This window comes from Sphingomonas sp. (assembly GCF_036402235.1).
Classification (GTDB): domain Bacteria; phylum Pseudomonadota; class Alphaproteobacteria; order Sphingomonadales; family Sphingomonadaceae; genus Sphingomonas.
In genome coordinates, this window is the sequence record NZ_DASWTG010000079.1 from 1 (window position 1) to 25,261 (window position 25,261).

17 protein-coding genes are annotated in these 25,261 nt (G+C 68.0%); 8 read left to right on the top strand and 9 right to left on the bottom strand.

Annotation, left to right across the window (positions count from 1 at the left end; translation table 11 throughout):
- The first annotated feature begins 46 nt into the window (after positions 1-46).
- The 4 genes from VGD28_RS15935 to VGD28_RS15950 are packed head-to-tail and all read left to right on the top strand — an operon-like array spanning position 47 to position 4,518.
- Entirely contained in the window at positions 47-2,644 is a 2,598-nt protein-coding gene (locus VGD28_RS15935) for a molybdopterin-dependent oxidoreductase (RefSeq protein WP_331029338.1), read from the top strand.
- Positions 2,637-3,407, top strand: a complete 771-nt coding sequence (cobA, locus tag VGD28_RS15940) for a uroporphyrinogen-III C-methyltransferase (RefSeq protein ID WP_331029339.1) — start codon at positions 2,637-2,639, stop codon at positions 3,405-3,407. Before VGD28_RS15935 ends, cobA begins: the two co-directional genes overlap by 8 nt.
- Positions 3,404-3,937, top strand: coding sequence for a molybdenum cofactor guanylyltransferase (gene mobA / locus VGD28_RS15945; RefSeq protein WP_331029340.1), 534 nt, complete (start codon positions 3,404-3,406; stop codon positions 3,935-3,937). Before cobA ends, mobA begins: the two co-directional genes overlap by 4 nt.
- Before the next feature lie 32 nt (positions 3,938-3,969).
- Positions 3,970-4,518: a pseudouridine synthase gene (locus tag VGD28_RS15950; protein ID WP_331029341.1), complete on the top strand. Its 549-nt coding sequence runs from the start codon at positions 3,970-3,972 to the stop codon at positions 4,516-4,518.
- A gap of 11 nt (positions 4,519-4,529) precedes the next feature.
- Here VGD28_RS15950 and VGD28_RS15955 read toward each other — a convergent pair whose 3' ends face one another.
- Genes VGD28_RS15955 through VGD28_RS15980 form a run of 6 tightly spaced genes read right to left on the bottom strand, consistent with a single transcriptional unit; the run spans position 4,530 to position 14,350 of the window.
- Positions 4,530-5,699 carry a CoA transferase gene (locus tag VGD28_RS15955; RefSeq protein ID WP_331029342.1) on the bottom strand — a complete coding sequence of 390 codons (1,170 nt, stop codon included), beginning with the start codon at positions 5,697-5,699 and terminating at the stop codon, positions 4,530-4,532.
- 4 nt (positions 5,700-5,703) lie between these two features.
- On the bottom strand, positions 5,704-7,236 hold the full coding sequence (locus VGD28_RS15960; protein ID WP_331029343.1) for a carboxylesterase/lipase family protein: 1,533 nt from the start codon (positions 7,234-7,236) through the stop codon (positions 5,704-5,706).
- Entirely contained in the window at positions 7,236-9,074 is a 1,839-nt protein-coding gene (locus VGD28_RS15965; protein ID WP_331029344.1) for a glycoside hydrolase family 127 protein, read from the bottom strand. The genes VGD28_RS15960 and VGD28_RS15965 overlap by 1 nt, the downstream gene beginning before the upstream one ends.
- Complete coding sequence (locus tag VGD28_RS15970; RefSeq protein WP_331029345.1) at positions 9,058-11,199, bottom strand: formylglycine-generating enzyme family protein; 2,142 nt, start codon at positions 11,197-11,199, stop codon at positions 9,058-9,060. Before VGD28_RS15970 ends, VGD28_RS15965 begins: the two co-directional genes overlap by 17 nt.
- Before the next feature lie 10 nt (positions 11,200-11,209).
- Entirely contained in the window at positions 11,210-12,157 is a 948-nt protein-coding gene (locus VGD28_RS15975) for a ribokinase (protein WP_331029346.1), read from the bottom strand.
- A gap of 30 nt (positions 12,158-12,187) precedes the next feature.
- On the bottom strand, positions 12,188-14,350 hold the full coding sequence (locus VGD28_RS15980; RefSeq protein ID WP_331029347.1) for a TonB-dependent receptor: 2,163 nt from the start codon (positions 14,348-14,350) through the stop codon (positions 12,188-12,190).
- Positions 14,351-14,578: 228 nt separating this feature from the next.
- Between VGD28_RS15980 and VGD28_RS15985 the strand changes: the two genes are divergently transcribed.
- From VGD28_RS15985 to VGD28_RS15995, 3 genes are read left to right on the top strand one after another with little or no spacing between them, the layout of a single operon-like run.
- Positions 14,579-15,400 carry a CoA ester lyase gene (locus tag VGD28_RS15985; protein ID WP_331029348.1) on the top strand — a complete coding sequence of 274 codons (822 nt, stop codon included), beginning with the start codon at positions 14,579-14,581 and terminating at the stop codon, positions 15,398-15,400.
- A complete protein-coding gene (locus tag VGD28_RS15990) occupies positions 15,397-17,784 on the top strand; it encodes a sodium:solute symporter (protein ID WP_331029349.1) in 2,388 nt (795 codons plus the stop codon). Before VGD28_RS15985 ends, VGD28_RS15990 begins: the two co-directional genes overlap by 4 nt.
- Positions 17,785-17,812: 28 nt before the next feature.
- Positions 17,813-18,676 (top strand): LysR family transcriptional regulator, encoded by an 864-nt coding sequence (locus VGD28_RS15995; protein ID WP_331029389.1) that lies wholly within the window; start codon positions 17,813-17,815, stop codon positions 18,674-18,676.
- Here VGD28_RS15995 and VGD28_RS16000 read toward each other — a convergent pair.
- Entirely contained in the window at positions 18,665-21,040 is a 2,376-nt protein-coding gene (locus VGD28_RS16000) for a glycoside hydrolase family 95 protein (protein WP_331029350.1), read from the bottom strand. The two genes, VGD28_RS15995 and VGD28_RS16000, sit on opposite strands and share 12 nt — an antisense overlap.
- Positions 21,040-22,440 (bottom strand): hypothetical protein, encoded by a 1,401-nt coding sequence (locus tag VGD28_RS16005; RefSeq protein ID WP_331029351.1) that lies wholly within the window; start codon positions 22,438-22,440, stop codon positions 21,040-21,042. The genes VGD28_RS16000 and VGD28_RS16005 overlap by 1 nt, the downstream gene beginning before the upstream one ends.
- Positions 22,441-22,557: 117 nt before the next feature.
- Here VGD28_RS16005 and VGD28_RS16010 point away from each other — a divergent pair, with 117 nt between their 5' ends.
- A complete protein-coding gene (locus VGD28_RS16010; RefSeq protein ID WP_331029352.1) occupies positions 22,558-23,820 on the top strand; it encodes a hypothetical protein in 1,263 nt (420 codons plus the stop codon).
- Here VGD28_RS16010 and VGD28_RS16015 read toward each other — a convergent pair.
- On the bottom strand, positions 23,817-25,235 hold the full coding sequence (locus VGD28_RS16015; protein WP_331029353.1) for an alpha-L-fucosidase: 1,419 nt from the start codon (positions 25,233-25,235) through the stop codon (positions 23,817-23,819). The two genes, VGD28_RS16010 and VGD28_RS16015, sit on opposite strands and share 4 nt — an antisense overlap.
- Between the last annotated feature and the right edge of the window lie 26 nt (positions 25,236-25,261).

Genomic DNA, 25,261 nt, shown 5'->3' on the forward strand with positions numbered 1-25,261 from the left:
CTGCTGCGCGAGGCGGTCGTTCCGCCGGCGCGCGCGGCCTGAGCCGATGAGCGCGATCCGCACCACCTGCGCCTATTGCGGCGTCGGCTGCGGCATCCGCGCGACCGTGACCGGCCCGCGCGCGGTGAAGATCGAGGGCGATCCCGATCACCCCGCCAATCGCGGCCGCCTTTGCTCCAAGGGCACGCATCTCGGCGAGACGGTGGGGATCGAGGGGCGGCTGCTCCATCCGATGATCGGGATGAAGCGCGCGAGCTGGGACAAGGCGCTCAACCTCGTCGCCAAGCGCTTCCGCGACGCCATCGCCCAGCACGGCCCCAACAGCGTCGCCTTCTATGTCTCGGGCCAGCTGCTCACCGAGGACTATTACGTCGCCAACAAGCTGATGAAGGGCTTCATCGGCTCGGCGAACATCGACACCAACTCGCGCCTGTGCATGTCGAGCGCGGTCGCTGCCCACACCCGCGCCTTCGGCGAGGACGTCGTTCCCGCCAGCTATGACGATCTCGACGCCGCCGACCTGTTCGTGCTCGTCGGATCGAACACTGCCTGGTGTCACCCGATCGTCTACCAGCGCATCCGCGCGCGGTGCGAGGCAGGTGCGAAGCTGGTCGTGATCGACCCGCGCCGCACCGAGACCGCCGAGGAAGCCGACCTGCATCTGCCGATCCGGCCGGGCAGCGACGTCGCGCTGATGAACGGCCTGCTGCATTATTGCCGCGAGGCGGGCGCGCTCGATCACGGCTATCTCGCCGCGCATGTCGCGGTGCCGGATGACTTCTGGGACAGACTTGGAGAGGGAAGCGACCTGTGGTCGGTGGCGCGCGTCTGCGACGTGCCACCGTCAGACCTCAGGCGTTTCTATGAATTGTTCGCCGCCAACCCGCGGACGATCACCCTGTTCAGCCAGGGGGTGAACCAGTCGCTCTCAGGCACCGATCAGGGCAATGCGATCATCAATGTCCATCTCGCCACCGGACGGATCGCCAAGCCGGGCGCGGCACCCTTCTCCATCACCGGCCAGCCCAATGCGATGGGCGGGCGCGAGGTAGGCGGGCTCGCCTCCACCCTCGCCGCGCACATGGACTTCGCGCCGGAGAATCGCGAGCGGGTGCAGCGCTTCTGGGCCTCGCCGGCCATCCCCGAAAAGCCGGGCCTGAAAGCCGTCGACCTGTTCCGCGCGATCGACGAGGGGCGGATCAAGGCATTGTGGGTGATGGCGACCAACCCCGCCGTGTCGATGCCCGACGCCGGCCGGGTGCGCGCCGCGCTCGCCGCCTGCCCCTTCGTCGTGGTCAGCGACGTGATGGAGCGCACCGACACCGCCGAGTATGCGCATGTCCGCCTGCCCGCCGCCGCATGGGGCGAAAAGGACGGCACCGTCACCAACTCCGACCGCACGATCAGCCGGCAGCGCGCGATCTTCCCGCTGCCGGGCGAGGCCAGGCCCGACTGGTGGATCGTCAAGGAAGTGGCGCGGCGCATGGGCTGGAAGACGCCCTTCGCCTATGACCGGCCAGCCGAGATCTGGCGCGAGCATTGCCGCCTCTCGACCTACCAGAACGACGGCGCGCGCGCTTTTGCCCTGCCCAATGGCGGCGCGGGCGGCAACACCGCCTATGACGCGATGGAGCCGCATCGCTGGGGCGGCACGCCTTTCGCCGATGGCCTTTATTCGACCCCAGACCGTCGCGCCCGGCTGGTGCCGGTGACGCAGCGACCGCTGCAGGACCCGCTCGCCAACTGGCCGATGACGCTCAACACCGGCCGCTATCGCGACCAGTGGCACACGATGACGCGCACCGGCCTGTCGCCCAAGCTCGCACGCCACCGCGAGGAACCGTTGGTCGAGGTCCACCCCGACGACGCCGCCGCGCTCGGCATCGAGGATGGCGGCCTCGCCCGCGTCGCGACGCCGCAGGGGGAGAGCATCTTCCGCGCCGCCATCACCGACGCACAGCGCCCCGGCGAGCTGTTCACCCCGATCCACTGGACCGACCGCACCTCGACCGGCGGCCGCACCGGCCTCCTCCCCCGCCCGCTCACCGATCCGATCTCGGGCCAACCGGGGTTCAAGTCGACGCCCGCGCGGATCGAGCCGGTCGCCGCTGAATGGCGCGCCTTCCTGATCGTCACCGGCCAGTTGCCCGCGCCGCCGAAATGTCTGTGGGCGACCCGCGTCGCGATCCCGACCGGGACGCTCTGGGAAATGGCCGGCAATGGCGATGCGATCCGCCTCGACAAGCTGCTCCCCGCGGGCGAGCGGGTCGAGGCGGTCGATCCGGCGCGCGGCACCCGCCGCATCGCGATCCTGCGCGACGGCCGCCTCGCTGCGGCGCTCTTCGTCACCCGCACCGGCGAGCTGCCGCCGCGCGACTGGCTGATCGCCCAGGTCTCCGCGCCCCAGGTCGCCCCGACCCTGCTCGCGGGCCGTGCGCCGGGCGCCCAGCCCGATCGCGGCGCGGTGATCTGCGTGTGCTTCGACGTCGGCATCAACACCATCGTCGCCGCGATCCGCGACCAGCAATTGACCGACGTTCCCGCGATCGGCGCGGCGCTTCGGGCCGGCACCAATTGCGGCTCCTGCCGCCCCGCCCTCGCCCGCATCCTCGCCGATACCAGACAGGAGGCCGTGAATGGCTGACGACTTCCCTTCCGGCTTCGTCTGGCTGGTCGGCGCCGGCCCAGGCGATGTCGAGCTGCTGACGCTCAAGGCCGCCCGCCTGATCGCCGCGGCTGAGATCGTCTTCTACGACGCGCTCGTCGGCCCCGACATCCTCGCACTTGCCTCCCACGCCGAGTTGATCCCGGTCGGCAAGCGCGCCGGCCGCCACTCGAAAGATCAGGACGCGATCAACGACCTGCTCGTCGAGGCCGCACTGCTGGGCAAGCGCGTCGTCCGCCTAAAGGGCGGCGACCCCGCGATCTTCGCCCGCAGTGCCGAGGAGATGGAGGCATGCGCCCGCGCCGGCATCCTCGCGCGCATCTGCCCCGGCGTCACCACCGCCAGCGCCGCCGCCGCCTCGGCCGGCCTCTCCCTGTCGCTGCGCGGCCTCGCCCGCCGCGTCCAGTTCGTCACGGCCCATGCCCGCGCGGATGAGCCGCTCCACCTCGACTGGCCGGCGCTCGCCCATGCCGGCTCCACGCTCGCTTTCTATATGGGCCGCGGCGCCGCGCGCGAGATCAGCGAGCAGCTGATCGCCGCAGGCCTTGCCGGTTCCACCCCCGTGCTGATCGCGTGCGACGTCAGCCTGCCGACCGAGCAGCACCTCGCCACCCGCCTCGACCTGCTCCCGCTCGCGGTCAAGTCGATCGCAGGCAACCGCCCGACCCTGCTGCTGGTCGGCGAGGCCGTCGCCCGGCCCGCCCCCGTCCACGCCCCCGCCACGCAGGCCGTCACCGCATGACCGACCCGCCGCGCATCCTCGGCGCGGTGCTCGCGGGCGGCGCATCCCGCCGCTTCGGCAGCGACAAGGCGCTCGTCCCGTTCGACGGCGCACCGATGCTCGACCATGTCGTGCAAACCCTTACCCCGCAGGTCGCCGAGCTCGTCATCTGCGGCCGCGGCTGGCCCGGCCTCCGCACTCTTCCCGACGCAAGCCCTGAGCGTATCGGCCCCCTCGCCGGCCTCGAATCCGCGCTCCGCTACGCCGCAACGAATGGCTACGACGCCGTCCTCACCACCCCCGTCGATGTGGTACCGCTCCCGCACGACTTGCTCACGCGCCTCGCCGGTCCCCGTGCCGCGGTATTCGAGGATCAGTGGCTGATCGGCTATTGGCCCGTGGCGCTGCATGCCACGCTCGCCCGCTTCCTCGACTCCGGCAACCGTCGCTGGCAGGCGTGGATGGACGAAACGGGCGCGATCCGCGTCCCCGAACCCCACCCGCTCCACAATCTCAACACGCGGGAGGAATGGGCCGTCATCGCCGCCTAGTTGCCGTTCCGCATTGCCGCTATGGCCGTCGCATGGCACGGCTGATCCTGTTCAACAAACCCTACGGCGTGCTCTGCCAGTTCACCGACGAACGCAATCCCACGCCCCGGCCGACCTTGTCGGATTTCATTGATCTCCCAGGTGTCTATCCCGCCGGGCGGCTCGACCTCGACAGTGAGGGGCTGTTGCTGCTCACCGACGATGGGCGCTTGCAGGCGCGGATCGCCGACCCGCGGTTCAAGACGCCCAAGACCTATCTGGTGCAGGTCGAGGGCGAGCCGGACGAGGCGGCGCTGGAGCTGCTGCGCCGCGGCGTGCGGCTGAAGGACGGTCCCACCCTGCCCGCGGAAGTCGAGCGGATCGATCCGCCACAGCTCTGGCCGCGCGATCCGCCGGTACGATTCCGCAAGACCGTGCCCGATTGCTGGCTGCGCCTGACGATCCGCGAAGGCCGCAACCGCCAGGTCCGCCGCATGACCGCCGCGATCGGCCACCCCACGCTGCGGCTGGTGCGCTGGCGGATCGGCGACTGGGACCTTGATGGCCTGGTCCTCGGCGTGTGGCGAGAAGCCTTGCGCTAGCCGCCAGCGGCTCAATTCCCGTCCGTGTCACGCCGCAAGCGGGCGCTGTCCTCGTCCAGCCGCGGTGCCGCGAAGGGCGCCGGGCCCGGGGTACGGCTGAACTTGATGGCGCGCGCGACGCCGCGATAGCTGCCGAGCGCGGGGTGCGGAATGTCGCTCAGCATCGCTTCGGCGGCGACCTGGGGATCGTCGAACATATCGTCGATCGATCTCGCCACCGAACAGGGGACGGCATCGCCCAGCAACGCCTCCCATTCCGGTGCCGTCTTCGTCATCAGTGCCGCGCGCAGGCGCGGGATGATCTCGTCGGCATGGGCGGCACGGCCCTTGACCGTGTCGAGACGCGAATCCCCGAGCAGGTCGGCAAGGCCGGTCCGCTCGCACAGCGCGCGCCAGAAATGCGGTGTGTTGGCCGACAGATAGAGATGCCCCTGCGCGGTCGGATGCAGGCCGGTGATCCCGCCGGATCGCATGTCGCGGGAAATGCCGGGATCCTCCCCTTCCGCGCGGATCAGCCGCGCCGATTGCATGGTCAGCGCACTGCGGAGCAGGGAAACGCCGACATATTGGCCGCTCCCGCTGCGTTCGCGCTCGTACAGCGCCGAGGCGACCCCGGCCGCAACCAACGCGGCCGCATAATAGTCGACCGGCGAGCCATAGGTGATCTCCGGCGTTCCCGGCGGCCCCTGCAGCACGCACATGCCGGTCATCGCCTGAAGCACCTGATCGTAACCGGCCTTGGCGCGCAGCGGCCCCTCCTCGCCATAGCCGGTCACCGCGCAATAGATCAGCCGTGGGTTGCGCACGGCGAGCGTCGCATGGTCGATGCCGAGCCGCTCGGGCACACCCGGCCGGAAGTTGTGGACCAGCACATCGGCCTGATCGGCAAGGGCGAGCAACACATCCCGATCGCCATGCTGCTTGAGGTCTAGCACCACGCCCTGCTTGCTGCGGTTAACGCCCAGAAAGGCGCGGTTCTCCCCCGCCAGCGTCGAGGGATATTGGCGCAGATTGTCGCCGCCGGGCGGCTCGACCTTGATGACGTCAGCGCCCTGGTCGGCGAGCAGGCTGCAGCCATAGGGCCCGGCGATATAGGCGCTGAGATCGAGCACCTTGATGCCGCTGAGCGGTCCGGCCGGTCCGGCGCGGCGCGGGCTGGTGAAGGGGGAAGAGCCGCTCATCAAATCAGGTTCCGGGCTGGGTATAGGGATAGGGCGCGAACAGCCGCCGCTGCCAGCCGCGCGGATCGCGGACCACGCGGGTGCGGCGGTCGAAGATCATCGTCGCACGATCACGCAGGCGATAGACCGGCCATGGCGACAGCCCGGGGGCATTGGGCGTGCCGGTGCGGGCAAAGGCGACGAAGCGCTCCTGCATTGCCGCGCTGACCGCGCGCGACTCCGCGCCGGTTCCCGCCGGAGAATCTGCCAGCGTTCCGAACACGAAGGGGATATCGAGCGCATGGAACGCGCCCCGCGCGGGTTCGACCGGCGAAGGGAAATCGAACTGATAGACAAAGGCCGGGCGCCCGGCGCGGGCGAGCGCTTCGGCCTCCTCGAGCATCGGGCGCCAGCTGCGCCCATCGCTGGTCACGGCGAAGAAAATGTCGGCCGGGGAATAGCCCGGAAAGCGCCGGCGATATTCGGCGACGATCGCCTCCACGGGCGCTTTCACCGGCAGCTCGGCGGCGATCTTCGCGCCGACCGCATCCCAGCCCAGCGTGCGCATCTCGGCGCCGTCGGGATCAAAATAGGCACGGGTCTCGTCGCGCGTGCCGCCGAGCATCCAGGCGATCGCGCGCGCGGCGGGCGCGGCATCGGGGCGGAACGGATCGCGCGTTACGTTCCGGCGATCGAGCACCGGCCCCATATAGACCGGCGAGTCCTCGAACGGGTCGCGCGTCGCCAGCGCCTCGATCAACCGCTCGACCGGGAGCGTCAGCAACGGCGACAGTTCGTGCGGCGCGATCTTCAACGCCGCGAGATAGGCTCGAGTCCGCTCCGCCGAGCGCTCCGCGCCGGTCACCTCCACCTGCTGCCCGCTCATCGTCGCGGCGCGGTGGAACAGCCCGCGCGCCGCGGGCATCGCGGCCAGCGTCGCGATCTTGGCCCCGCCGCCGGACTGGCCGAACAGCGTCACGCGCGCGGGGTCGCCGCCGAACGCCGCGATGTTCGCCCGTACCCATATCAGCGCCAGGATCAGGTCGAGCTGGCCGTTATTGCCGCTGTCCGGTAAACGCGGATCGAAGGGCGCAAGATAGAGATAGCCGAGCGCATTGAGCCGGTGGTTGACCGTCACCAGCACCACGCCCTTCTCCGCGAGCGAGGCGCCGTCATTCTCGGGATCGGTGACGCTGCCATTGGCATAGGCGCCGCCATGGACATAGACCATCACCGGCAGCCCCGCGCGCGCGTCGGACGCCGGGGTCCAGATATTGAGGAACAGGCAATCCTCAGACTGAGGCCGGTATTTTCCGCGCTGCGGGCACGCGGGACCGAAGCTGGTGGCGCGGATCGGATCGCGCGACGGCGGGATCGCGGCGGCACGACGGAAGCGCTCGGCACGTCCGTAACGGATGCCGCGAAAGCGAGCGATGCCCGCCACACGCTCGCCCATGAAACGGCCGGCGGGACAGGCGACATCGACGCCCTCGATCGCATATGTCCGTCCGCAGATCAGCGCGGCGGACCCGGCGAGGAAGGTGCGGCGCGGCAGCATCAGCCGGCATCCTCCGGCGCGAGCGGCATCCAGGTCAGCCGCCAGCTGCCGTCGCGGCGTTCGCCGGCGCTGAACCACGGCTCGAACGGGATCGGCGCATGGCCCGCCGGTTTGAGGAACAGGATTCCGTCCTTCTCCTCGATCTCCGGCGCGCCGTCGAAACGAAGCGTCTCGCTCAGCTTGTACCCGTCGATCAGGCCGGTCGCCTGCACCAGCGGCCCACGGGTGATCGCCAGATAGTCGTAGCGCATCACCTGCTGCGCGACCGGAGACCCATCGGGCGCGAGCGATTCCTGCACATTGCGCTGCATGGCGCGATGCACGGCCGGGCGCATCGGCAGCGATAGCGTCACGCGGTCGCCGGACTGCCAGCGCCGGACGATCCGCGCATACTCGCCCGCTGTCGCCGCAATCGGGTCTCCGGCGACCGTCACCTGCGTCCTTTCAGCCCAATCGGGAATGCGGACGCGCAAGGGAAATTCGGCCGGGCTCTCGACATCGACGACGATCTTGACGCGGCCATCGAACGGATAGCCCGTGTCCTGCCGCACCCGCACCGTGCCCCCCTCGGGCAGACTCAACCGCGCCTCGCCCGCCCCGAGCAGGTTGACCGCGATACCGCCGTCGCGCGTCATCGCATAGGCGATGCCGGGCAGTTCCTCGATCGCCATCGCCCCGCTCGACTTGCAGCAGCGCCAATAGGTAGTGTGGACGCGGCGGCCGTTGGGGAAGCTGTAATAGCACCAGTCTTCGCCGTCCGGGGCCTGTGCGCCGATCAGGTCGTTATAGGCGCTGCGCTCGATCTCCTGCGCGAACCGCGCCTCGCCCAAAATACCGAGCAGCTCGCGGTTGAGCTGGATCCACGCCATGGTCGAGCAGGTCTCGACATAGCCATTGGGATCGAACACCGCGGCCGGATTGAACACCTCGCGCGAACGATGCGCAACGCCGCCCCACGGCCCGCCACCCAGCGTCAGATGATGATCGCGCACCGTCGTCCACAGGTTGAGGACGGCGGTGAGATACTTCTCTTCGCCGGTCGCGCGATGCAGCTTGGCAAGGCCGACCAGATTCCACAGCAGCTGGTAGGCCTTGCCGGTCGCAATCTCGGACGGGTCGACGCCAGCAAGCGCCTGGCTGAGCAGCCGGTTGTGCGGTTCGCCCTCGGCCTGCTCGACGATCCTGAGCGCGAGATCGAGATAGCGCTGCTCGCCGCTCGCGAAATACAGCTCCAGCGCGGGATCGAGCATCACCGTCGCCGACAGGCCGAAATGGTTGCCCATGTCGGTGATGTCGAGCCCGCCTTCGCTCAGCGTCCGCCACACCAGATCGCCGATCTTCCGCGCCGCCGTGATATAGCGCTCCTCGCCCGTCATCCGCCACAATTCGACCAAGCCCAGCGTCAGATAGGCATGGGTCCAGATGTCCCAGGTCCGCAGGCTCGGCTCGCCGTTCCAGCTGACCGGCTTCTCCGGATGCTTCGCGGTGAAGCGGCGCGGCGGCGGATAGTTGCCGAGATAGCCGTCCGCTTCCTGACGTTCGACCAGCCAGTCAGCGACCCGGCGAACGCGACCGAGCAAGACCTCGTCACTGCTGCGTGCCGCCGCACGCGCCGCCGCCGCCAGCCACTTGCCGGCATGTTCGCCATACCAGTCGCCGCCTTCGTTCGCCGCCACCGCTTCGGAGCGGAAGATCGCGATGGCGGGGCTGGTCTCGTCGATGATGAAATGGCTCAGCCGCCCGTGATGGTTGGCAGCCAGCGCCTCGCCCAGCACGCCCTCCAACGCGACCGCACCCGGCGGGGCAAAGCGTTGAGCGGGTTCAGAGATCGACGGCACAACGGAACCCGATTCCGGCCGAGCGATCCTTGGCCGGCGCCATCAGCAGATATTTGCCGTGCTCGTCGAGGCGATAGGCTTGCGGGAAATACCAGTGGCTGGTCTGCGGCTGGTAGCTACTGCCGCCGCGCAGCACCGCGCCGCGGACATGGCGGTCGCGATACTCGTCGGTCCATTCCCAGACGTTGCCGACCAGGTCCATCACCCCGAACGGGCTGGCGCCCGCGGGATGCGCATCGACATCGGCGGGGTCGGGCATCGTCCGGGCGAGGCGTGGCTCCGGCACCGCGGCCGGGTTCCAGTCATTTCCCCAGGGATAGAGGCGGCCGTCATCGCCCTGCGCGGCGTACTGCCATTCCCATTCGCGGCACAGCCGCTTGCCCGCCCAGTTCGCATAGGCGCGCGCATCCTCGATCCCGACCCATGTGACCGGCTTGTTCCCCCACCCGGCGGGCGGCGCGCCGTCGATCCAGTGGGCGAGGAAGTTCTGCCCGTCCTTCGGCGCGTAGTTGCTCGCGTCGAGGAAGCGCTTGAACGCAGCGTTGGTGACGGGGAACTTGTCGATCGCAAAGGCCGGGATGTGGATCCGGTGGCGATGCGTGCGGCGCGGATCGGCTTCCCACGGGTATTGGATGTCGACGCCAGCGGTAGCATACCCCTCGATCACCACGCCGCGCACTTTGAAGTCGAAATCGGCGGCGGGGATCGCGATCATGCCTTCGGGCGCGGTGCCGTGGGGTTGCGTCGGCGCGATCTCGACCAGTTCCTGCTGCGCCGCATGCCAAGCGGACGAGAAGGACGACAGCGGCGAGGCGGCACGCGCGGCCATCGTCTTCAGGAACTCGGCAAGCCCCGGCTCGTCACCGCGCGTCGCCAGCACCGCGCCGAAGCCGCGCCCATCGATCGCCAGCTCGATGATGGCGCGATCGCCTTCTATCCGCGGCGACAGCTCGGTGCCGTTCCACACGTCGTAATAGCGCGTGCCCGCGACATGCGGGACATTGAGCTGCTCGCCCGCCACCGCGAATTCGTTGCGGTTGATCAGCGTCCACAGCGTCTTGCCTTCGCCCGGGAAGCGGCTGGCGAAGATGCCGAACTGAAGCGTGCGCTCGTACGGCCGCCAGTCCTTGCTCACTAACAGTGGCGCGAACCGGCGCTGGACCATCGCCACCCGGCGCAACGTCTCGGCGTCCCGATCAGTGATCAGGTTGACGAAGCCGAAGACATTCTCCCACGCGACATAGCCGATGCCGTTGAAGAAGGCGTGCTGGAGGTCGTTGGTCCGGCTCCGGCTCCAGCGATTCTCGATATTGATGATGTGGCGCGGCTCGAGCCATTTGAGCTTAATGACCGTCGGGATGCTCTCGTCCGGCACCCGCTTGGTCCAGCTCTGCAGGTTCCACGAGAGATGATGGTCGCCCGCCTGCGCGGTGGATTCGGGCTGGAGGATCACCGGCCGCCCGCGCGCCTCGCACGCGACGTGGAAGGCGCGCGGGACGCCCGAATAGGTGTCGCCGTTGATCCCGTCCGCGCCGGTCGCGGCGATCAGGTCGGCCATCCGCTCCCAGTCCGGCCGGTCGCCTTCGCGCGTGCCATTGTCCCACGGCATGGTCGGCAGGAACACCTTGACCCCACGGCGGTGGAAATCGGCGACCACCTGCTTGAGCGCATCGACCCCGCCCGGCAGCGCGTCGGCCAAGTCGAACTGGCTGCGGTCGTCGATCCCGATATTGGGGTAGATGTACCAAGGCAGCACGCTGTCGATCCCGCCGAAGCGCGTCTCAAGATCGTCGAGATAGCGGTCGACCGTGTAGCGGCCTGTGTCGGGATCGTAGAAGTAGCGGTCCTCGACCATCAGCAGCACATGGACGAAATTGCCCTGCGCCCAGACGAGATCGGGATGGCGATAGAGGCTGTCGTCGAAGCCGATGCGAATCAGGTGCTCGCGCCGCCATTCGATCAGGCCCTGCACCCATTCGTCGGCCTCGCCATCGGCGTCGATCCGCCAGCGGCCCATTTCCTGGAACGGCCAGCCCAGCGCCTTGCCCGGGGTGGGCAGATAGGGACCGGTCAGCGCGTGACTGAACTTGTAGTCGCTGGTGGTGCGGATCGGGCGGTCAGTCATCTGGGTATATCTACTCGTTCATCCCGCAATAGGCCGCCAGAGCGCGCGCATCGGGTTCGGCCGTGCTGGCGAGGAAGGCGGTGACTTCCGCCGCCGTCGGGATGCTGGTCTGCGCGCCGGGGCGGGTGGCCGAGAGCGCCGCTGCGGCCGCAGCCCGACGCAGCGCCGCGGGCACATCAACGCCGTCAGCCAGCGCAGCGCCCAGCGCGCCGCAAAAGGTGTCGCCCGCCGCCGTGGTATCGACCGCGGCGACGGTGAAGGCAGCTTGCGAGATCAGCGTGCCGCCATCAACCGCACAGCAGCCGCGTTCGCCCAATGTCACCACCGTGGCCGCCGCGCCGGTCCGGGCGAGACGCTCGGCAATGCTGCCGTCCTTGCCGACGATCGCGGCCAGCTCCTCTTCATTGACCACCAACAGGTCGATCAACCCGAGCAACTCCGCGGGAAGCGCCCGGGCCGGTGCGGCATTGAGCATCACCGGCACGCGGGCCGCCCGTGCTGCCCGGGCATAGGCGGCGACGGTTGTGATCGGCGTTTCGAGCTGCAGCAGCAGCCACGCCACGCCGTCGAGCGCCGGCAGATGCTCCGGCGCCAGCTCGTCATTCGCACCCTGCGCGACGGTAATCGCATTCTCGGCCCCGTCCGACACAGTGATCAGCGCTGCCCCGGTCGGACGGCTGCTGCGAACCAGATGAAGGCGGATTCCGGCCGAGCGCAGCGAGTCCTCGAGCACCCCAGCCGAAGGATCGTCGCCCAACGCGAGCAGCATCGCGGTGTCCGCGCCACCGGCACGCGCCGCGGCCACCGCCTGGTTGGCGCCCTTCCCGCCCGGCACGATCGACAGGTCCCCGCCCAGCACAGTCTCCCCGGGCGCCGGGATGTGCGGCGCGCGAACGACAAAATCGACATTGGCGGATCCGGCGACCAGCACCCGGCCGCCGGGTGTGGTCCCGGTCATGCGATCCTCTCTAGCAAACACGCGCCGCGCTCAGAAATCACTCCTGAGCGTGAGCGACACAGTGCGCCCGCGACCCGCGAAATAGTTCTGGAAGAAATCGATCTGCGAGAAGGCGAGGAAATAATACTTGTTGAACAGGTTCTCGACCCCCAGCGCGACAGTGCCGACATCCTCCACGCGGTATTTCGCGGTCAGATCGAACAGCGTCCGCCCGGTGGTCCGCTCGGTGACGGTGCTGCCCGTCCGGACGGTGCGGTCGAAGGTCTTGTCCATGCCGAACGACAGCGAGATCGCGTCCGTCGGCATCCAGGTCGCGCTGAGGTTGAGCTTGTCCGGCGCGATGTTGACGATGCCCAGCTGGACGTTGAGCGGACGATCCTGAAAATTGGCCGGGCTCGTATAGCCCTCCAGCGTGCTGTACACCGCGTTGAAGCGCAGCTGCGAGATCGGGCGGATCTCGGCGGTCATGTCCCAGCCCTTGATCCGGATCGGACGGCGGTTGAGCACGAAATCGAGGGTCACCGGATCGACGCCATAGGTCGAACCCAGCTTCGAATAGGAATTGTAGCGCGAGATGCCGAAGCTGCCCCAGCTCCCGCGCCAGTTCACGCCGACTTCCTTGTTCTCGAACACCACTGCCTGCAACTCGTCGAAGGTGCTCGCGACCGACTGGCCCGGGATGCTGATGTTGCGCAGCGGAATGCCGACGTTCGGCAGCGTGAAGCCTTCGCTGTAGGAAGCGAATGCCGAGAAGCCGTGGCCGAGCCGCACGACCACGCCGCCGTTGAGCAGGTTGTTCTCGTATTTGAGCTCGCCGCCCTTCACGGCCTGCCGGCCGCGGAACCAGGTGGTGGTATAGTCGTCGACCTTGATCGTGCCGTTCTCGTGCCGCAGACCGCCCGAGAGCGTGACCGGGCCGATGTCCCAGGAAAGCTGAACGTACGGGCCGAAGCTCGTATAATCCATCGGCGGCACCCACACCCGATCGGTCAGCGCCAGCCGCTGCTCGGTCGTGTCGTGCACCGCATCGATGCCGATGCGCACCTCGAGACCGTCGATCAGGAAATTCGGGCGCGAATAGGAGGTGCGCAGGCCGTATTTCTCGGACCGGATCTCCGACTGGTCGACCAGCGTGCCGACCGGCGCGATTAGCGGATCTTGACGATCGGTGCTGTTCTCTCCGCCGAAGCGCATGGCCTGCTTCGCATAATAGGCGGTCATGACCAGATTGCCACCGAACAGGTCGCTATGGTTGTAATTGATCGCGCCCTGGATGAACTCGTTGAATTCCTCACGCAGCACGTCGGCGCCGTTGACCAGCATCGGGCCGGGCTCGGCGGTGTCGGGGATGCCCAGCGCACGATTGCCGGCGACGTAATGGTAGTTGTTCTTGCTCGCGAGCTTGAAGTAGCTGCCCGTCACCTCCAGCCGCTGCTGGCCGCTGGTGCCGAAATCGGTGCCGACCTTCAGGAAGAAGTTGCGCTGCGTCGAATCGGCGAGCGAACTCGACGCCGACAGGCCGATACGGCGGCCCTTCGCGTCATAGGTCATGCCGCGATCGACATAGGCGGCGGCGGCGAACACGTCGAACGCGCCGGACTTGTAGGCAATGTCGCCCTTGATGCCCCAGGTCTCGCTGTCGTCGCGAAACTGACTGCCCAGCCGCCCGCCGACATTGGCGTGGAAGCCCTCGCGGGTCGCGCGCCGCGAGATATAGTTGATCACGCCGCCCGCCGCGCCGATGCCCTCGGCCGCCGAAGCGCCGCCGATGACCTCGATCTTCTCGACCGTCGACATGTCGGTGAAGGTCGCGTTGCGGCTGCCGTCGCGCAGCGGGGTCGATTGCGGAACGCCGTCGAACAGATACAGCGCGGCCCGCCCGCGCATCGTCTCCCCTAGCGTGTTGAGCGTCTGGTTCGATTCCGAATAGCCCGGAACGGTCTTGGCAAGAACCGCGGTATTATCCTCGGTCAGCGTCAGCGAGCGCTGCAGCTCGGCAGGCGAGACCACCGTGATCGCGCCGGGGATCTTGTCGACTGCCTTGGGCGCGCGGTTGCCGGTGACGATCACATCCTTGGCGTTCTCGTCGGTCTCCTGGGCAACAGCGCTATCCGGCGCGTCCTGCGCCCAGGCCGGCATTGCGATTCCACCCAGCATCAACGCTGCAACCGTGGCGCGCGCAAAACTCCTCATCGTCCCCTCCCAATTCTTATCGGCTTGTTATCTGCACGACATCCTAGGCCGCGCGCGGAGCGATAAAACCGGGGTTGTTCTGCGTTCATACCCGACATTTTGTGCGGTCCCGAATGGCCCGCCGATCCGGACCGCACAATTTCTGCGGTGTGAAACCAGCATCAATTTGCTCGATGCGCGGCTATCGATGGAGCAGATCGGGATCGACCCGGCGGGGAGGATGTGTTGATGCGCAGCAAGCTGTTCGTGCCCTGCTCGCGTCCCGAATTTTTCGACAAGGCGCTAGTGAGCGCGGCGGACGCGCTGTCGTTCGATCTTGAGGACTCGGTTCCCGCGGACGGCAAGGCGGCGGCGCGCGCACGGCTTGCCGCGTTTCTCGGCAGCGACGAAGCGCTCGGCACCACCAAGCGGATCATCGTCCGCGTCAACGATCCCACCAGCCCGGATTTCGCAGCCGACCTCGACGCGATCCGGAACTGCCGCGTCGACATGATCAACCTCCCCAAGGTCGATGATGCGCCCGGGGTGATCGCGGCGGCCAACGCCATCGATGCGCCGACAGCCCTGCTCGTGAACATCGAAACGCCGCGGGCGCTGTTGCGTGCGGCCGGGATCGCCGCCGCCCATCCGCGCGTCGCAGGCTTGCAAGTCGGGCTCAATGATCTCTTCGCCACGATCGGCGCCGATCGCCGGGATTCGCGCAACGTGCATGCGGCGCTATGGCAAATCCGGCTCGGCGCAGCCGCGGCGGACGTCTTCGCCTATGACGGCGCCTGGCCAGACCTTGCCGACGAAGCGGGATTCCGTGCCGAGGCGGAGCTGGCACGTGCGCTCGGCTATGTCGGCAAGAGCTGCATCCACCCGCGCCAGATCATCGCCGCCAACGACACGTTCGATCGCGCCCTCGATCGCGCCGCTGCGCGGCGGCTGGTCACGGCGGCGCAGACCGCAGCGCTGGACGGGCGCGGGGCGTTCCTGTTTGAAGGGCGAATGGTCGACCGGCCGATGATCGCACAGGCACAGGCATTGCTCGCCGGAGACGAAGCATGATCGCCCGCCTCCTGTCGTGGCCGCTGGCCGTGCTGCTGATCCTGGCGTGCGCCGCTCCGGCGATGGCGGGCACGGAATCGCCGGTATCGAGCAAGGTGACCGCCCTGCCCGCATTGCCGGCTGCGGGCACGCGGGTCTTGCTGGCCGGCGTGGACGGGCGGCCAATCGTGATCGACGGGCAGCGCGCGTTCCGGCTGGCCGCGGACAAGCGCGGCTGGGAACCGTTGGGCGCGCACGGGTTCGCCGGTCTCGGCGCGATCAACACCGCCGCCAGCGACGGCAACCGCGCAGTGCTGGTCGCGGACCGCAACGGCATTGCCGAGCGTATCGTCCGGCTCGCCGTCGCCAATGACGGACTCGTCGCCCACCCGCTCCCCGCACTGCCCCTGCCGCTTCGCGCAGCGCAGACGGCAGTCGCGGGCGATAGCCTGTGGGTGGCGGGCCTCGCGCCCGATGGCGCGGCTCGGCTGTTCAGACACTCCTTCTCCACATCGGGCCGCTGGACCGCGCAGCCCGCATGGCCGGGCGGCGGCTCACCAGCTGCGCTGGGCGCGCAGAACAAGGGCGTGTTCGTGACACTCGCGGACGGCGCGCAATGGCGCTGGTTCCCGGACAAGGGCTGGCGCGCCGGAGCGAAGGCGCCCGCGACGATCGTCCCCGGCTCAGCGCGCGCGATCGGGCAGGCCTATCTGCTCTATCTCGGCTCGGGCGCGGACGGCGCGACGCGACTCTACAGCTACAGCGCGATCACCGACGCGTGGGCCGCGCTCGGCCAGCCGCAAACCGGTACGCCGCAAGCCGCGGTCGCCTATGGCGACGGCCTCCTGGCGGCGCACGCATGCTCCAACGGCCTGACCTTCTCCGCGACCGAACTGGTCAGCGAGCGCCAGTCGCTGGCCTTGCTCGATTGGCTGATCATCGGCGTCTACATGTTCGGGATGCTGGCGGTCGGCTTCTATTTCTACCGCGGCGCCAAGAACGGCTCGTCCAGCGAATTCTTCCTCGGCAGCCGCGCGATCCCGGCCTGGGCCGCCGGGATCAGCATGTTCGCGGGCAGCATCAGCTCGATCAGCTATCTCGCGATTCCCGCCAAGGCGTACGAGACCAACTGGCAGTACATCATGTCGAAGATGTCGACCATCGCCGGGCTGATCTTCGTCGCGATCTGGATCGTGCCGCTGTTCCGGCGGCTCAATCTCGTGTCGGTGTTCAACTATCTCGAAACGCGCTTCCATCCCTCGATCCGGCTGCTGTCGAGCGCGCTGTGGATGCTGATGCAGATCGGCGGGCGGATGGGCATCGTCCTGTTCCTGCCCGCAATGGCGATCGGCACGATCACCGACACCAACATCGTCGCCTGCATCGTCATCGTCGGCATCTTCACGATCATCTACACCGCGCTTGGGGGCATGAAGGCGGTGGTGTGGACCGACGTGTTCCAGGTGATGGTGCTCACCGGCGGCGCCTGTTTCGCGATCGGCTTCATCGTCTGGCGGCTCGGCCTGATGCCGGTCGTCGATACCGCCCGCGCGTTCGAGAAGACCGACATGGTCAATCTGAGCTTCGACATCACTCAGCCTACATTATGGGGCTTCGTGATCCTCGTGCTGTTCGACGTCGTGCTCACCTTTCCCAAGGATCAGGTGCTGATGCAGCGCGTGCTGGCGACCCCTTCCGAGAAAGAGGCGAGCCGGTCGGTCTGGGTGTTCGCGGTGGTGCTGCTGCCCAGTGCCTTCATGTTCTACATCATCGGCACCGTCCTGTTCGCCTACTACCGTGAAAACCCGGCGCAGCTGAACCCGATGCTGCCGATCGACGCGGTGTTCCCGGCCTTCATCGGCACCGAGCTGCCCGCCGGGGTCACGGGCCTGATCATCGCCGGCCTGTTCGCCGCCGCGATGGGCACCTTGTCCGGCATCATCAATTCGGTCGCGACTTTGCTGTCGGTCGACTTCTACGGCAAGTTCCGCAACCCGACGCAGGAACAGACCGTCCGCTTCGCCGAATGGATGAGCGTGGTCGTCGGCCTGATCGGCATCGCCATCGCGATCGTCCTGTCGCGGATGGACATCCATTCGCTGCTCGACCTCACCATCGAGCTGTTCGGCCTGCTCGGCGGCAGCTGCGCGGGCGCCTATACGCTCGGCATGTTCACGCGCCGCGCGAACTGGCAGGGCGTCGCGATCGGCATTGTCGCCGCATCGCTGCTCACGCTGGTGGTGTGGATCTTCGGCTTGATCCACCCCTATTGGTATCTCGCACTGGCGATCATGGCCTCGATCGTGATCGGCTATCTCGCCAGCCTGCTCTTCCCCCCGCCCAGCCATTCGCTGGAGGGCCTGACCATCTACGACAAGGGCCGTAAGAAGGCTGTGACAGCCTGACCGGAGAGATACGATCGACATCAACTTCCTGCGCACCTTCGTGGCGGTGGTCGAGCATGGATCGATGGCGGCCGCGGCGCGCGCGCTGACGCTCAGCCCGTCGGCGGTCGCGCAGCAGCTGCACGCGCTGGAGCGCGAGCTCGGCGCCCCGCTGATCGTGCGCGTCGGGCGGACCGTGCGGATGACCGAGCAGGGCGACCGCATCCTCGCGCAATCCCGCCAGTTGCTGCGCGACGTCGCCGATCTGCGCAGCCTGGCACGCGACGGCGACTTGAGCGGCGAGTTGCGGCTGGGCGCCTGCACCACACCGCTGATCGGGATGCTGCCGGAGATCCTCGCCCGCGTCAGCGCCAAGTTCCCGCAAATCAACGTCTATATCCAGTCGAGCAACTCCGCCCAGCTCTACGCCGAGGTGGAGGCCGGGAATCTCGACGCGGCCTTCGTGCTCGAAGCCCCGCACGCGCTGCCCAAGACGTGCGAGTGGCAGGTGCTGCGCGAGGAACCGCTGGTCGTGCTCGCGCCCCACGGGCTGGCGGACCGCGATCCGCACGCGCTGCTGCGGGAGGAACCGCTGATCCGCTACGACCGCAATCAATGGGGCGGGCGCCGCGCCGACGAATATCTGCGCGCATCCGGCATCGTCCCGCGCGAGCGGTTCGAGCTCAACGCGCTGAACGCGATCGCGGTGATGGTCGACCGCGGCCTCGGCGTGTCGCTGGTCCCCGACTGGATGGCGCCCTGGCCGGAAGGATTGAACCTGTGCCGCCTGCCGCTGCCCGGCGCCCCGATCGGCCGCCGCATCGGCATCGTATGGTCGCGCGCCACGGTGCGGCTGCGCCTGGTCGACGTCCTGCTGGACGAGATCGATACGGATTCCCGCTCAAGCAGGTGATCCGGCCAGGCGGGTCGTGCGCAGCCCCCCGTTACCCGGTGTGATTCGGACCCGCTCGCCCTTGCGGAGCGCGAATTCGGCTACAGCCTCACCGTCGCGAACGCGGACCGGGCCGTTGCTGCCGGCGGTCAGCACCGCTTCCGCCAGCTTGCCGCCGGCCCATGCCAGATCGACCCCGATATTCCCCCGCGCGCGCAAGCCCGAAACGCGGCCGCTCGGCCACAGGCGCGGCAGCGCAGGCAACAGGTGGATCGTCCCCGAATGGCTCTGCATCAGCATCTGGCCGATGCCGGCCGCTCCGCCTAGATTGCCGTCGATCTGGAAGGGCGGGTGCGCGTCGAACATATTGGGATAGGTGCGGCTGGGCTGAAGCAGCATCTTGAGCACCTTGTAGGCCCGCTCGCGCTGCTCGAGGCGCGCCCACAGGTTGATCCGCCAGCCGATCCCCCACCCGGTCGCGTCGTCGCCGCGGATCTCGAGCGACCGGCGCGCCGCTGCCGCCAGCTCGGGCGTGTGCTGCAGCGTGATCTGCTCGCCAGGATATAGCGCATAGAGGTGGCTGACGTGACGATGGTTGATCTCGGGCGCGTCCATGTCCCAATCGTCGAACCATTCCTGCAGCTGCCCCGCCTTGCCGATCCGGTCGGGCGGCAGTTTCGCGAGCTTCGAGGCGATCTCGGCGCGCAGTCCCGCGTCCTTGCCGAGTAGTTCCGACGCCGCGATGGTCCGCGCGAACAGGTCGCGCAGCAGCTGGCTGTCCATCGTCGGCCCGGCGCAGATCGACACACCCGGCCGATGTGAATTCTCCGGCGAGTTGGATGGGTTCATCACCAGCTCGCCGGTGCGCGGATGCGGCACCAGCGTGTCGAGGTAGAAAAGGCACGACGACGCCATCAGCGGGTAAAGCTCGGCCAGGAACGCGCGGTCGCGGCTGTAGTCCCAATGGTCCCACAGCGTGTTGAGCAACCACGCGCCGCCCATCGGCCACATGCCGTAGAGTGCCGAGGAGTTGACCGTCGCCTGCCGCCACAGATCGGTATTGTGATAGGCGACCCAGCCGCGCGCACCCCAATCGTTGCGAGCGGTGCGCTGGCCGGTGATCGCCAGATCCTTCGTCATCCGCAGCAGCGGCTCGACCAGTTCGCCCAGATTGGCGCCGTCGACGAGCCAATAGTTCATCTCGGCGTTGATGTTGAGCGTCCATTTGGACTCCCACGGCGGCGCGGTGCGCTCGTTCCAGATGCCCTGGAGGTTGGCAGGCTGCGTCCCCGGCCGCGACGAGGCGATCAGCAGATAACGCCCGAACTGGTAATAGAGCGCCGCCAACGCCGGATCGTCGAGCTCGGCCGAACGCGCGATGCGCTGGTCCGTGGGCAGGTCCGCGGCCGGGCTTCGTCCCAGATCAATCGCGACGCGGCGGAACAGCCCGCGATAGTCCGCCTGATGCGCGGCGAGCAGGGCCGCCCAGCTCTGCGTGCTGGCCGCTTCGATATCCGCGCGCACGATCGCCGACGGATCGCCGCCGATATCGTCGAACCGGCGATAGCTGGTCGCCGTCGCCACCAGCAGCACGACTTCATCGGCATCCTCGATACGGATACCGTCGCGGCCGACGGTCTGTCGCCCGCCGGTGCGGCGCACCTTCACGCGGGTCTCGAATCGAATGCCACCCGGAACGCCATGTTGCGCGGGACCGATGCCGCGCATCACCAGCGTGTCGTCTCCCTCGACCGTGATCTCGGCATCCTGCGGCGTCGACAGGCCGATGTTGACGCTCACCGATCCCTTGGGCGCATCGGTCGACAGCCGGACCGCAATCACGCGGTCCGGCGCGGAGGCGATCATCTCGCGCAGGTGCGTGACGGTCCGCACCTTGAACCGCGTCGCCGCCACCGCTCCGTCAAGATCGAGGCTGCGCCGGTAGCTCTGGCTGTTCTCGATCCCCTGGAACAGCAGCAGCAGGTCGCCGATCGGCTGGTACGACATCTGCCGCTGCGGCCGGGCGACCAGCACCTCGTCGGCCAGGTCCTGCGCTTCCTTGTACTTGCCCGCCCAGATCAGCTCGCGGACGCGCGGCAGCCCGGCGCCCGCCTTGGGATTGGTGCCGTCATAGGGCGATCCAGCGAAGAACGTGTCCTCGTTGAGCTGGATGCGCTCGTTGGCGATTCCGCCGAACACCATCGCGCCCAGCCGGCCATTGCCGACCGGCAGCGCCTGCACCCATTCGTCGGCTGGGCGGTCGTACCACAGGGTGGTGTCGGACTCGCCCTCCCCGCCCGCCCGCGCCGGCAACGCAGTCGCAAGCGCGAGGCCCGCGCTCCCCTTCATCACGCCACGGCGCGAAACGCGTGTCGGATCGCTCATCAGCTCCGGCTCCCTCGGGCGAGCGTGAACAGCATCGCGCTCACCGGCGGGATCGTCACCGTGCGGCTCGGCTTGCGGGAGACCGTCGCCAAAGTCGTCGCATCCTTCGCCGCCGCCGACGGCCCGGTCAGTATCACCACCGGCGCCTCCGGCAAGGCGGGAAGCTCGACCGTCACCGGCGCGTCCCCCTGATTGACTAGCGCGATCCGGTCGCGACCGTTCTGGCGCAGCGCGTAATAGCCGAGATAGGGGTCGGGTACCGCACTGGTTTCCAGAAAGGTCGCGCCGGCGAGCATCTGCCCGAACTGCGTACCGAAATAGAGCGGGCGGCGCGAAAAGCCCTTGGACGGCGTGCCGACGATCGGCGAGTAATTGCCATACCCTCCGCCATGCCAATTGACCCCGATCCAGCCGCGCCGCGCCCAGTCGAGCATGCGGTTGGCGCCCCACGCCGATGCCGCGTGCACGTCGGACACCCCGATCTTGCCGCCGTCCCAGCAGCTGTTGCCCTCCGACATGCGGTAAGGCAGCCCCGAAACGCGCCGCGCATCCTCGACCACCGCATAACCGGCCTGCTTGAACGTCGCGGTCTTCGCCTCGGGCAGCTTGAGCTGGTCGAGCGTCGCTTCGGGCGACCCCGCCGGCCCCATCGCATAATAATGGCCGGTCAGCATCACGACGTCGGGATAGCGCCGCGCGGCGCCGGCAAAGGCGGTCAGATACTCCAGCTTGTTCGAGATCCCGGGGCCGGCGAATTTCAGCCCCGGCGCGGCGGCGGTGATCGCCGCGTGGAAGCGATCCCATTCGGCAACATAGTCGGCGGGGGTCCAGCTCGCCGGGCGATAGCGGTTGCGGAACACGTCGGGCTCGTTGCCGATCTGGATCGCCAACAGGCGCGGGCCGAGGATACGCTGCACATCGGCCGCCTCGCGCGCAGCCTCTTCCGGCGTGGCATGCGCCATGTTGAGCCCGTAGAGGCAGCTCCATCCCGTCGCGTCGAGGAAGCCGCGCAGGTTGCGCAGCGCGAGGGTGGAGACGTTCAGCCCCTCGCGATTGAGCTTGTTGTGCTCCGGCCCATGAATCTCGAACGACGGCGCAATCACCTTGTCGCCGACATAGGCGGTATGCTCGCCCGACGAACCGCCCAGCCGGATGCTCCCCAATGGCGAAAGGCCGCGGACCAGCGCGACCAACGCCTTGTTGTCCGCCGAGAAATAGCCGGGGTTGGACAGCTGCGCGCGCTCGAACGACAGGCCGACAAAGTCGTGAGGGATCGTCGCGCCAGTCCGTGCCGGATCATAGTCGAGCCTGACGGTCCGGCCGGCTGCCGCCGCGATTCCCGGAAATGCCGCCGCACCGCCCATGACCGCCAGCATCTCAACGAAATCACGGCGCTTCATGCGGCACTCTCCCTATGGCTTGCCATGCTTCCACACGAACATATTATTATCATATGTTTTGAAAACCTGTATGACAACAACATTGCGCCTCCGCGGGAGAGGTCGGGAAGAGGGGCGATGCGGCGCACTGGACTCAAGATTCTGGCCTTTGCAGCGGCGATTGCCGCCTGCACCACGCCCGCCGCGGCACAACTCGACGGCAATGCGGACGAGGCCAAAGCGGGCGCCTATCAGCTCCCCGATCTGCTCGTTGCCGCCGATGGCCGGCGCGTGCGGAACGCCCGGGACTGGCGTAAGCGGCGCGCCGAACTGATCGCCCTGTTTGAAGCGAACATCTACGGCACCGCGCCCCGCCCTCTCCGGCAGCGCTACATCGTCGATGAACAGGAGCGCGCCGCGCTGGGCGGCCTCGCGGTCCGGCGGCAGGTGACGATCCTGCTCGACGGGCGGCACGACGGCCCACAGATGCGCGTGCTGCTGTATCTGCCCGCACACGCACGCGGCCCCGTGTCGGTATTCGTCGGGCCCAACTTCCACGGCAATCAGGCGATCCATCCCGATCCCGCAATCCACATCACGCCCGGCTGGGTCACCCCGGCAACCGGGATCCGCAAGGGCAGCGCGACGCTGCATTCGCGCGGCATCGACGCGTCCGAATGGCCGGTCGAGGCGATCCTCAAGGCGGGCTACGGCGTCGCCACCTATTTCACCGGCGATCTCTATCCCGATGCCGACGACAAGGTTGCGGAAAGCATCCAGCCCTATTTCGGCACCAGCGCCTCCGACCCGCAGCATTGGGGCGCGATCGCGACCTGGGCCTGGGGCCTCAGCCGCGTCTATGACTATCTCGCCACCGACCGCGCCGTCGACCGGCACCGTGTCATCGTGTTCGGTCACTCCCGCTACGGCAAGGCCGCCTTGTGGGCGGGCGCGCGCGACGAGCGCTTCGCGATGGTGATCGCCAACAATTCGGGCGAGGGCGGCGCCGCGCTCTACCGCCGCAATTTCGGCGAGACGATCCGCGTGATGAACAACTACTGGTTCGCACCGCGCTTCAAGACCTTCGCCGAGCGCGAGAACAAACTGCCCGTCGACGCGCATATGCTGATCGCCCTGGCCGCGCCCCGCCCCGTCTACATCGCCAGTGCGACCGAGGACTGGTGGGCCGACCCGCAGGGCGAGTTCCTCGCCGCCAGGGGCGCGGATCCCGTCTACCGCCTGCTCGGCGCTGGCGAGCTGGATGCGTCGGACATGCCGCCGCCCGACCGGCCCATCCAGTCGCGGATCGGCTATCACATCCGCACCGGCCCCCATGCCCTGACGGCGAGCGACTGGAACCACTTCATCGCCTTTGCCGACCGCTGGCTCAAACCCCGCTAGCTGCTGCGCCTACCCCCCATATTGACGCCGTAGCGCGGCCATTCCGGACGGATCAGGTGATGGCGCACATAGGGCGGTCCCTCGCACGTCAGCTCGATCACCGTCGTCGGATAGTCCGGCGCCTCATCGGGAAGCCCGGTCAGCCGCAGCGCGATCGCGTCCTGCGTGAACTGCACCGGCTGTCCCGTCTTGAGCAGGCGCGCCGACAGCACCTTGCTCCGTACCCCGCCCACCGCGACCACGGTCTCGGGCCGCAGCACGTCCAGCGTCTGCGCCGCGGGGCTTTTCGACGGCCAGAAATAGACGTGAATGTAGAGCTTGTCCTTCGCCTTGGTGAAGTTGGTGTAGTTGCCGAACGCCCCCGCGGCACGCCCGTCCGCGTCGTAGATCGCGGCGCCGTTGGTCCGCAGCCACGCCCCCACCTGCTCCAGCGTCTCGATCGACGCGCGCGGCACGGATCCGTCGGGTTCCGGGCCGATGTTGAGCAGATAGTTGCCGCCCTGCTGCACGCATAAGGTCAGGTCGTTGACCAGCTTGCGGGCCGGCTTCCATTCCTCATCGGTGCGCTGATAGCCCCAGCCATAGTTCATCGTGTTGCACGATTCCCATGCGCGAGCCTCGGCGGTGATCCGATGCTCGGGGGTTCCGAAATCGCCGTCCAGGCCATTGCGGTTGTTGACGATGATGTCGGGCTGAAGCTCGAACACCATCTTGTTCATCGCGTCCGCGCGCCACTGTTCGGGCGTCAGCGGCCAGTCGACATCGTACCAGAGGATGTCGATCTTGCCGTAGTTGCTCAGCAGTTCGCGGATCTGCGCATGGGTATAGGCGACGAAGCGCTCGCGCGCCGCGAGATCGTCCTTGCATCGCGCCCCATCGGGATGATGCCAGTCCATCAGCGAGAAATAGAGCCCGACCCGGAGCCCTTCCGCGCGCGCCGCCTCCACGAACTCGCGCACGATGTCGCGCTTCGCCCCCTGTTTCGCCGAATTATAGTCGGTCGTCGCCGTGTCCCACAGGCAGAAGCCTTCATGGTGCTTGGTCGTCAGCACCATGTACTTCTGTCCCGCGCGCCTGGCGAGACGGGCCCATTCGCGCGCCGCGCCGGGCGTGGGCAGGAACCTGGCAGCCAGCCGCTCATATTCGGGGATCGGAATGCCTTCCGATTCCATCACCCATTCCTGGTGCCCGATGATGCTGTAGAGCCCGTAATGGATGAACATCCCGAACTTCGCCTCGTGCCACCAGCGCATGCGGCGGGCACGGCTTTCCTCCTGATAGGGCAGCTTGACGTTCGCGCGCGCGGTGCTGCTGCCGTCCGCCTCCTGCGCCGCCGCAGCAGATGCGAGCAATGGCAGCGCCCCTGCGCCACCCGCAGCGCCCAAAAAAGCACGGCGGTCGATCGAACTGGGCATCTGCTATCTCTCCTTGGCTTGCGGAC

Coding starts and splice junctions, on each gene's coding strand:
- VGD28_RS15955 (WP_331029342.1), bottom strand. CDS start 5,699: ATGAGCGGCTCTTCCCCCTTCACCAGCCCGCGCCGCGCCGGACCGGCC.
- VGD28_RS15950 (WP_331029341.1), top strand. CDS start 3,970: ATGGCACGGCTGATCCTGTTCAACAAACCCTACGGCGTGCTCTGCCAG.
- mobA (WP_331029340.1), top strand. CDS start 3,404: ATGACCGACCCGCCGCGCATCCTCGGCGCGGTGCTCGCGGGCGGCGCA.
- VGD28_RS15960 (WP_331029343.1), bottom strand. CDS start 7,236: ATGCTGCCGCGCCGCACCTTCCTCGCCGGGTCCGCCGCGCTGATCTGC.
- VGD28_RS15985 (WP_331029348.1), top strand. CDS start 14,579: ATGCGCAGCAAGCTGTTCGTGCCCTGCTCGCGTCCCGAATTTTTCGAC.
- cobA (WP_331029339.1), top strand. CDS start 2,637: ATGGCTGACGACTTCCCTTCCGGCTTCGTCTGGCTGGTCGGCGCCGGC.
- VGD28_RS15970 (WP_331029345.1), bottom strand. CDS start 11,199: ATGACTGACCGCCCGATCCGCACCACCAGCGACTACAAGTTCAGTCAC.
- VGD28_RS16015 (WP_331029353.1), bottom strand. CDS start 25,235: ATGCCCAGTTCGATCGACCGCCGTGCTTTTTTGGGCGCTGCGGGTGGC.
- VGD28_RS15935 (WP_331029338.1), top strand. CDS start 47: ATGAGCGCGATCCGCACCACCTGCGCCTATTGCGGCGTCGGCTGCGGC.
- VGD28_RS16000 (WP_331029350.1), bottom strand. CDS start 21,040: ATGAGCGATCCGACACGCGTTTCGCGCCGTGGCGTGATGAAGGGGAGC.
- VGD28_RS16005 (WP_331029351.1), bottom strand. CDS start 22,440: ATGAAGCGCCGTGATTTCGTTGAGATGCTGGCGGTCATGGGCGGTGCG.
- VGD28_RS15975 (WP_331029346.1), bottom strand. CDS start 12,157: ATGACCGGGACCACACCCGGCGGCCGGGTGCTGGTCGCCGGATCCGCC.
- VGD28_RS15980 (WP_331029347.1), bottom strand. CDS start 14,350: ATGAGGAGTTTTGCGCGCGCCACGGTTGCAGCGTTGATGCTGGGTGGA.
- VGD28_RS15990 (WP_331029349.1), top strand. CDS start 15,397: ATGATCGCCCGCCTCCTGTCGTGGCCGCTGGCCGTGCTGCTGATCCTG.
- VGD28_RS16010 (WP_331029352.1), top strand. CDS start 22,558: ATGCGGCGCACTGGACTCAAGATTCTGGCCTTTGCAGCGGCGATTGCC.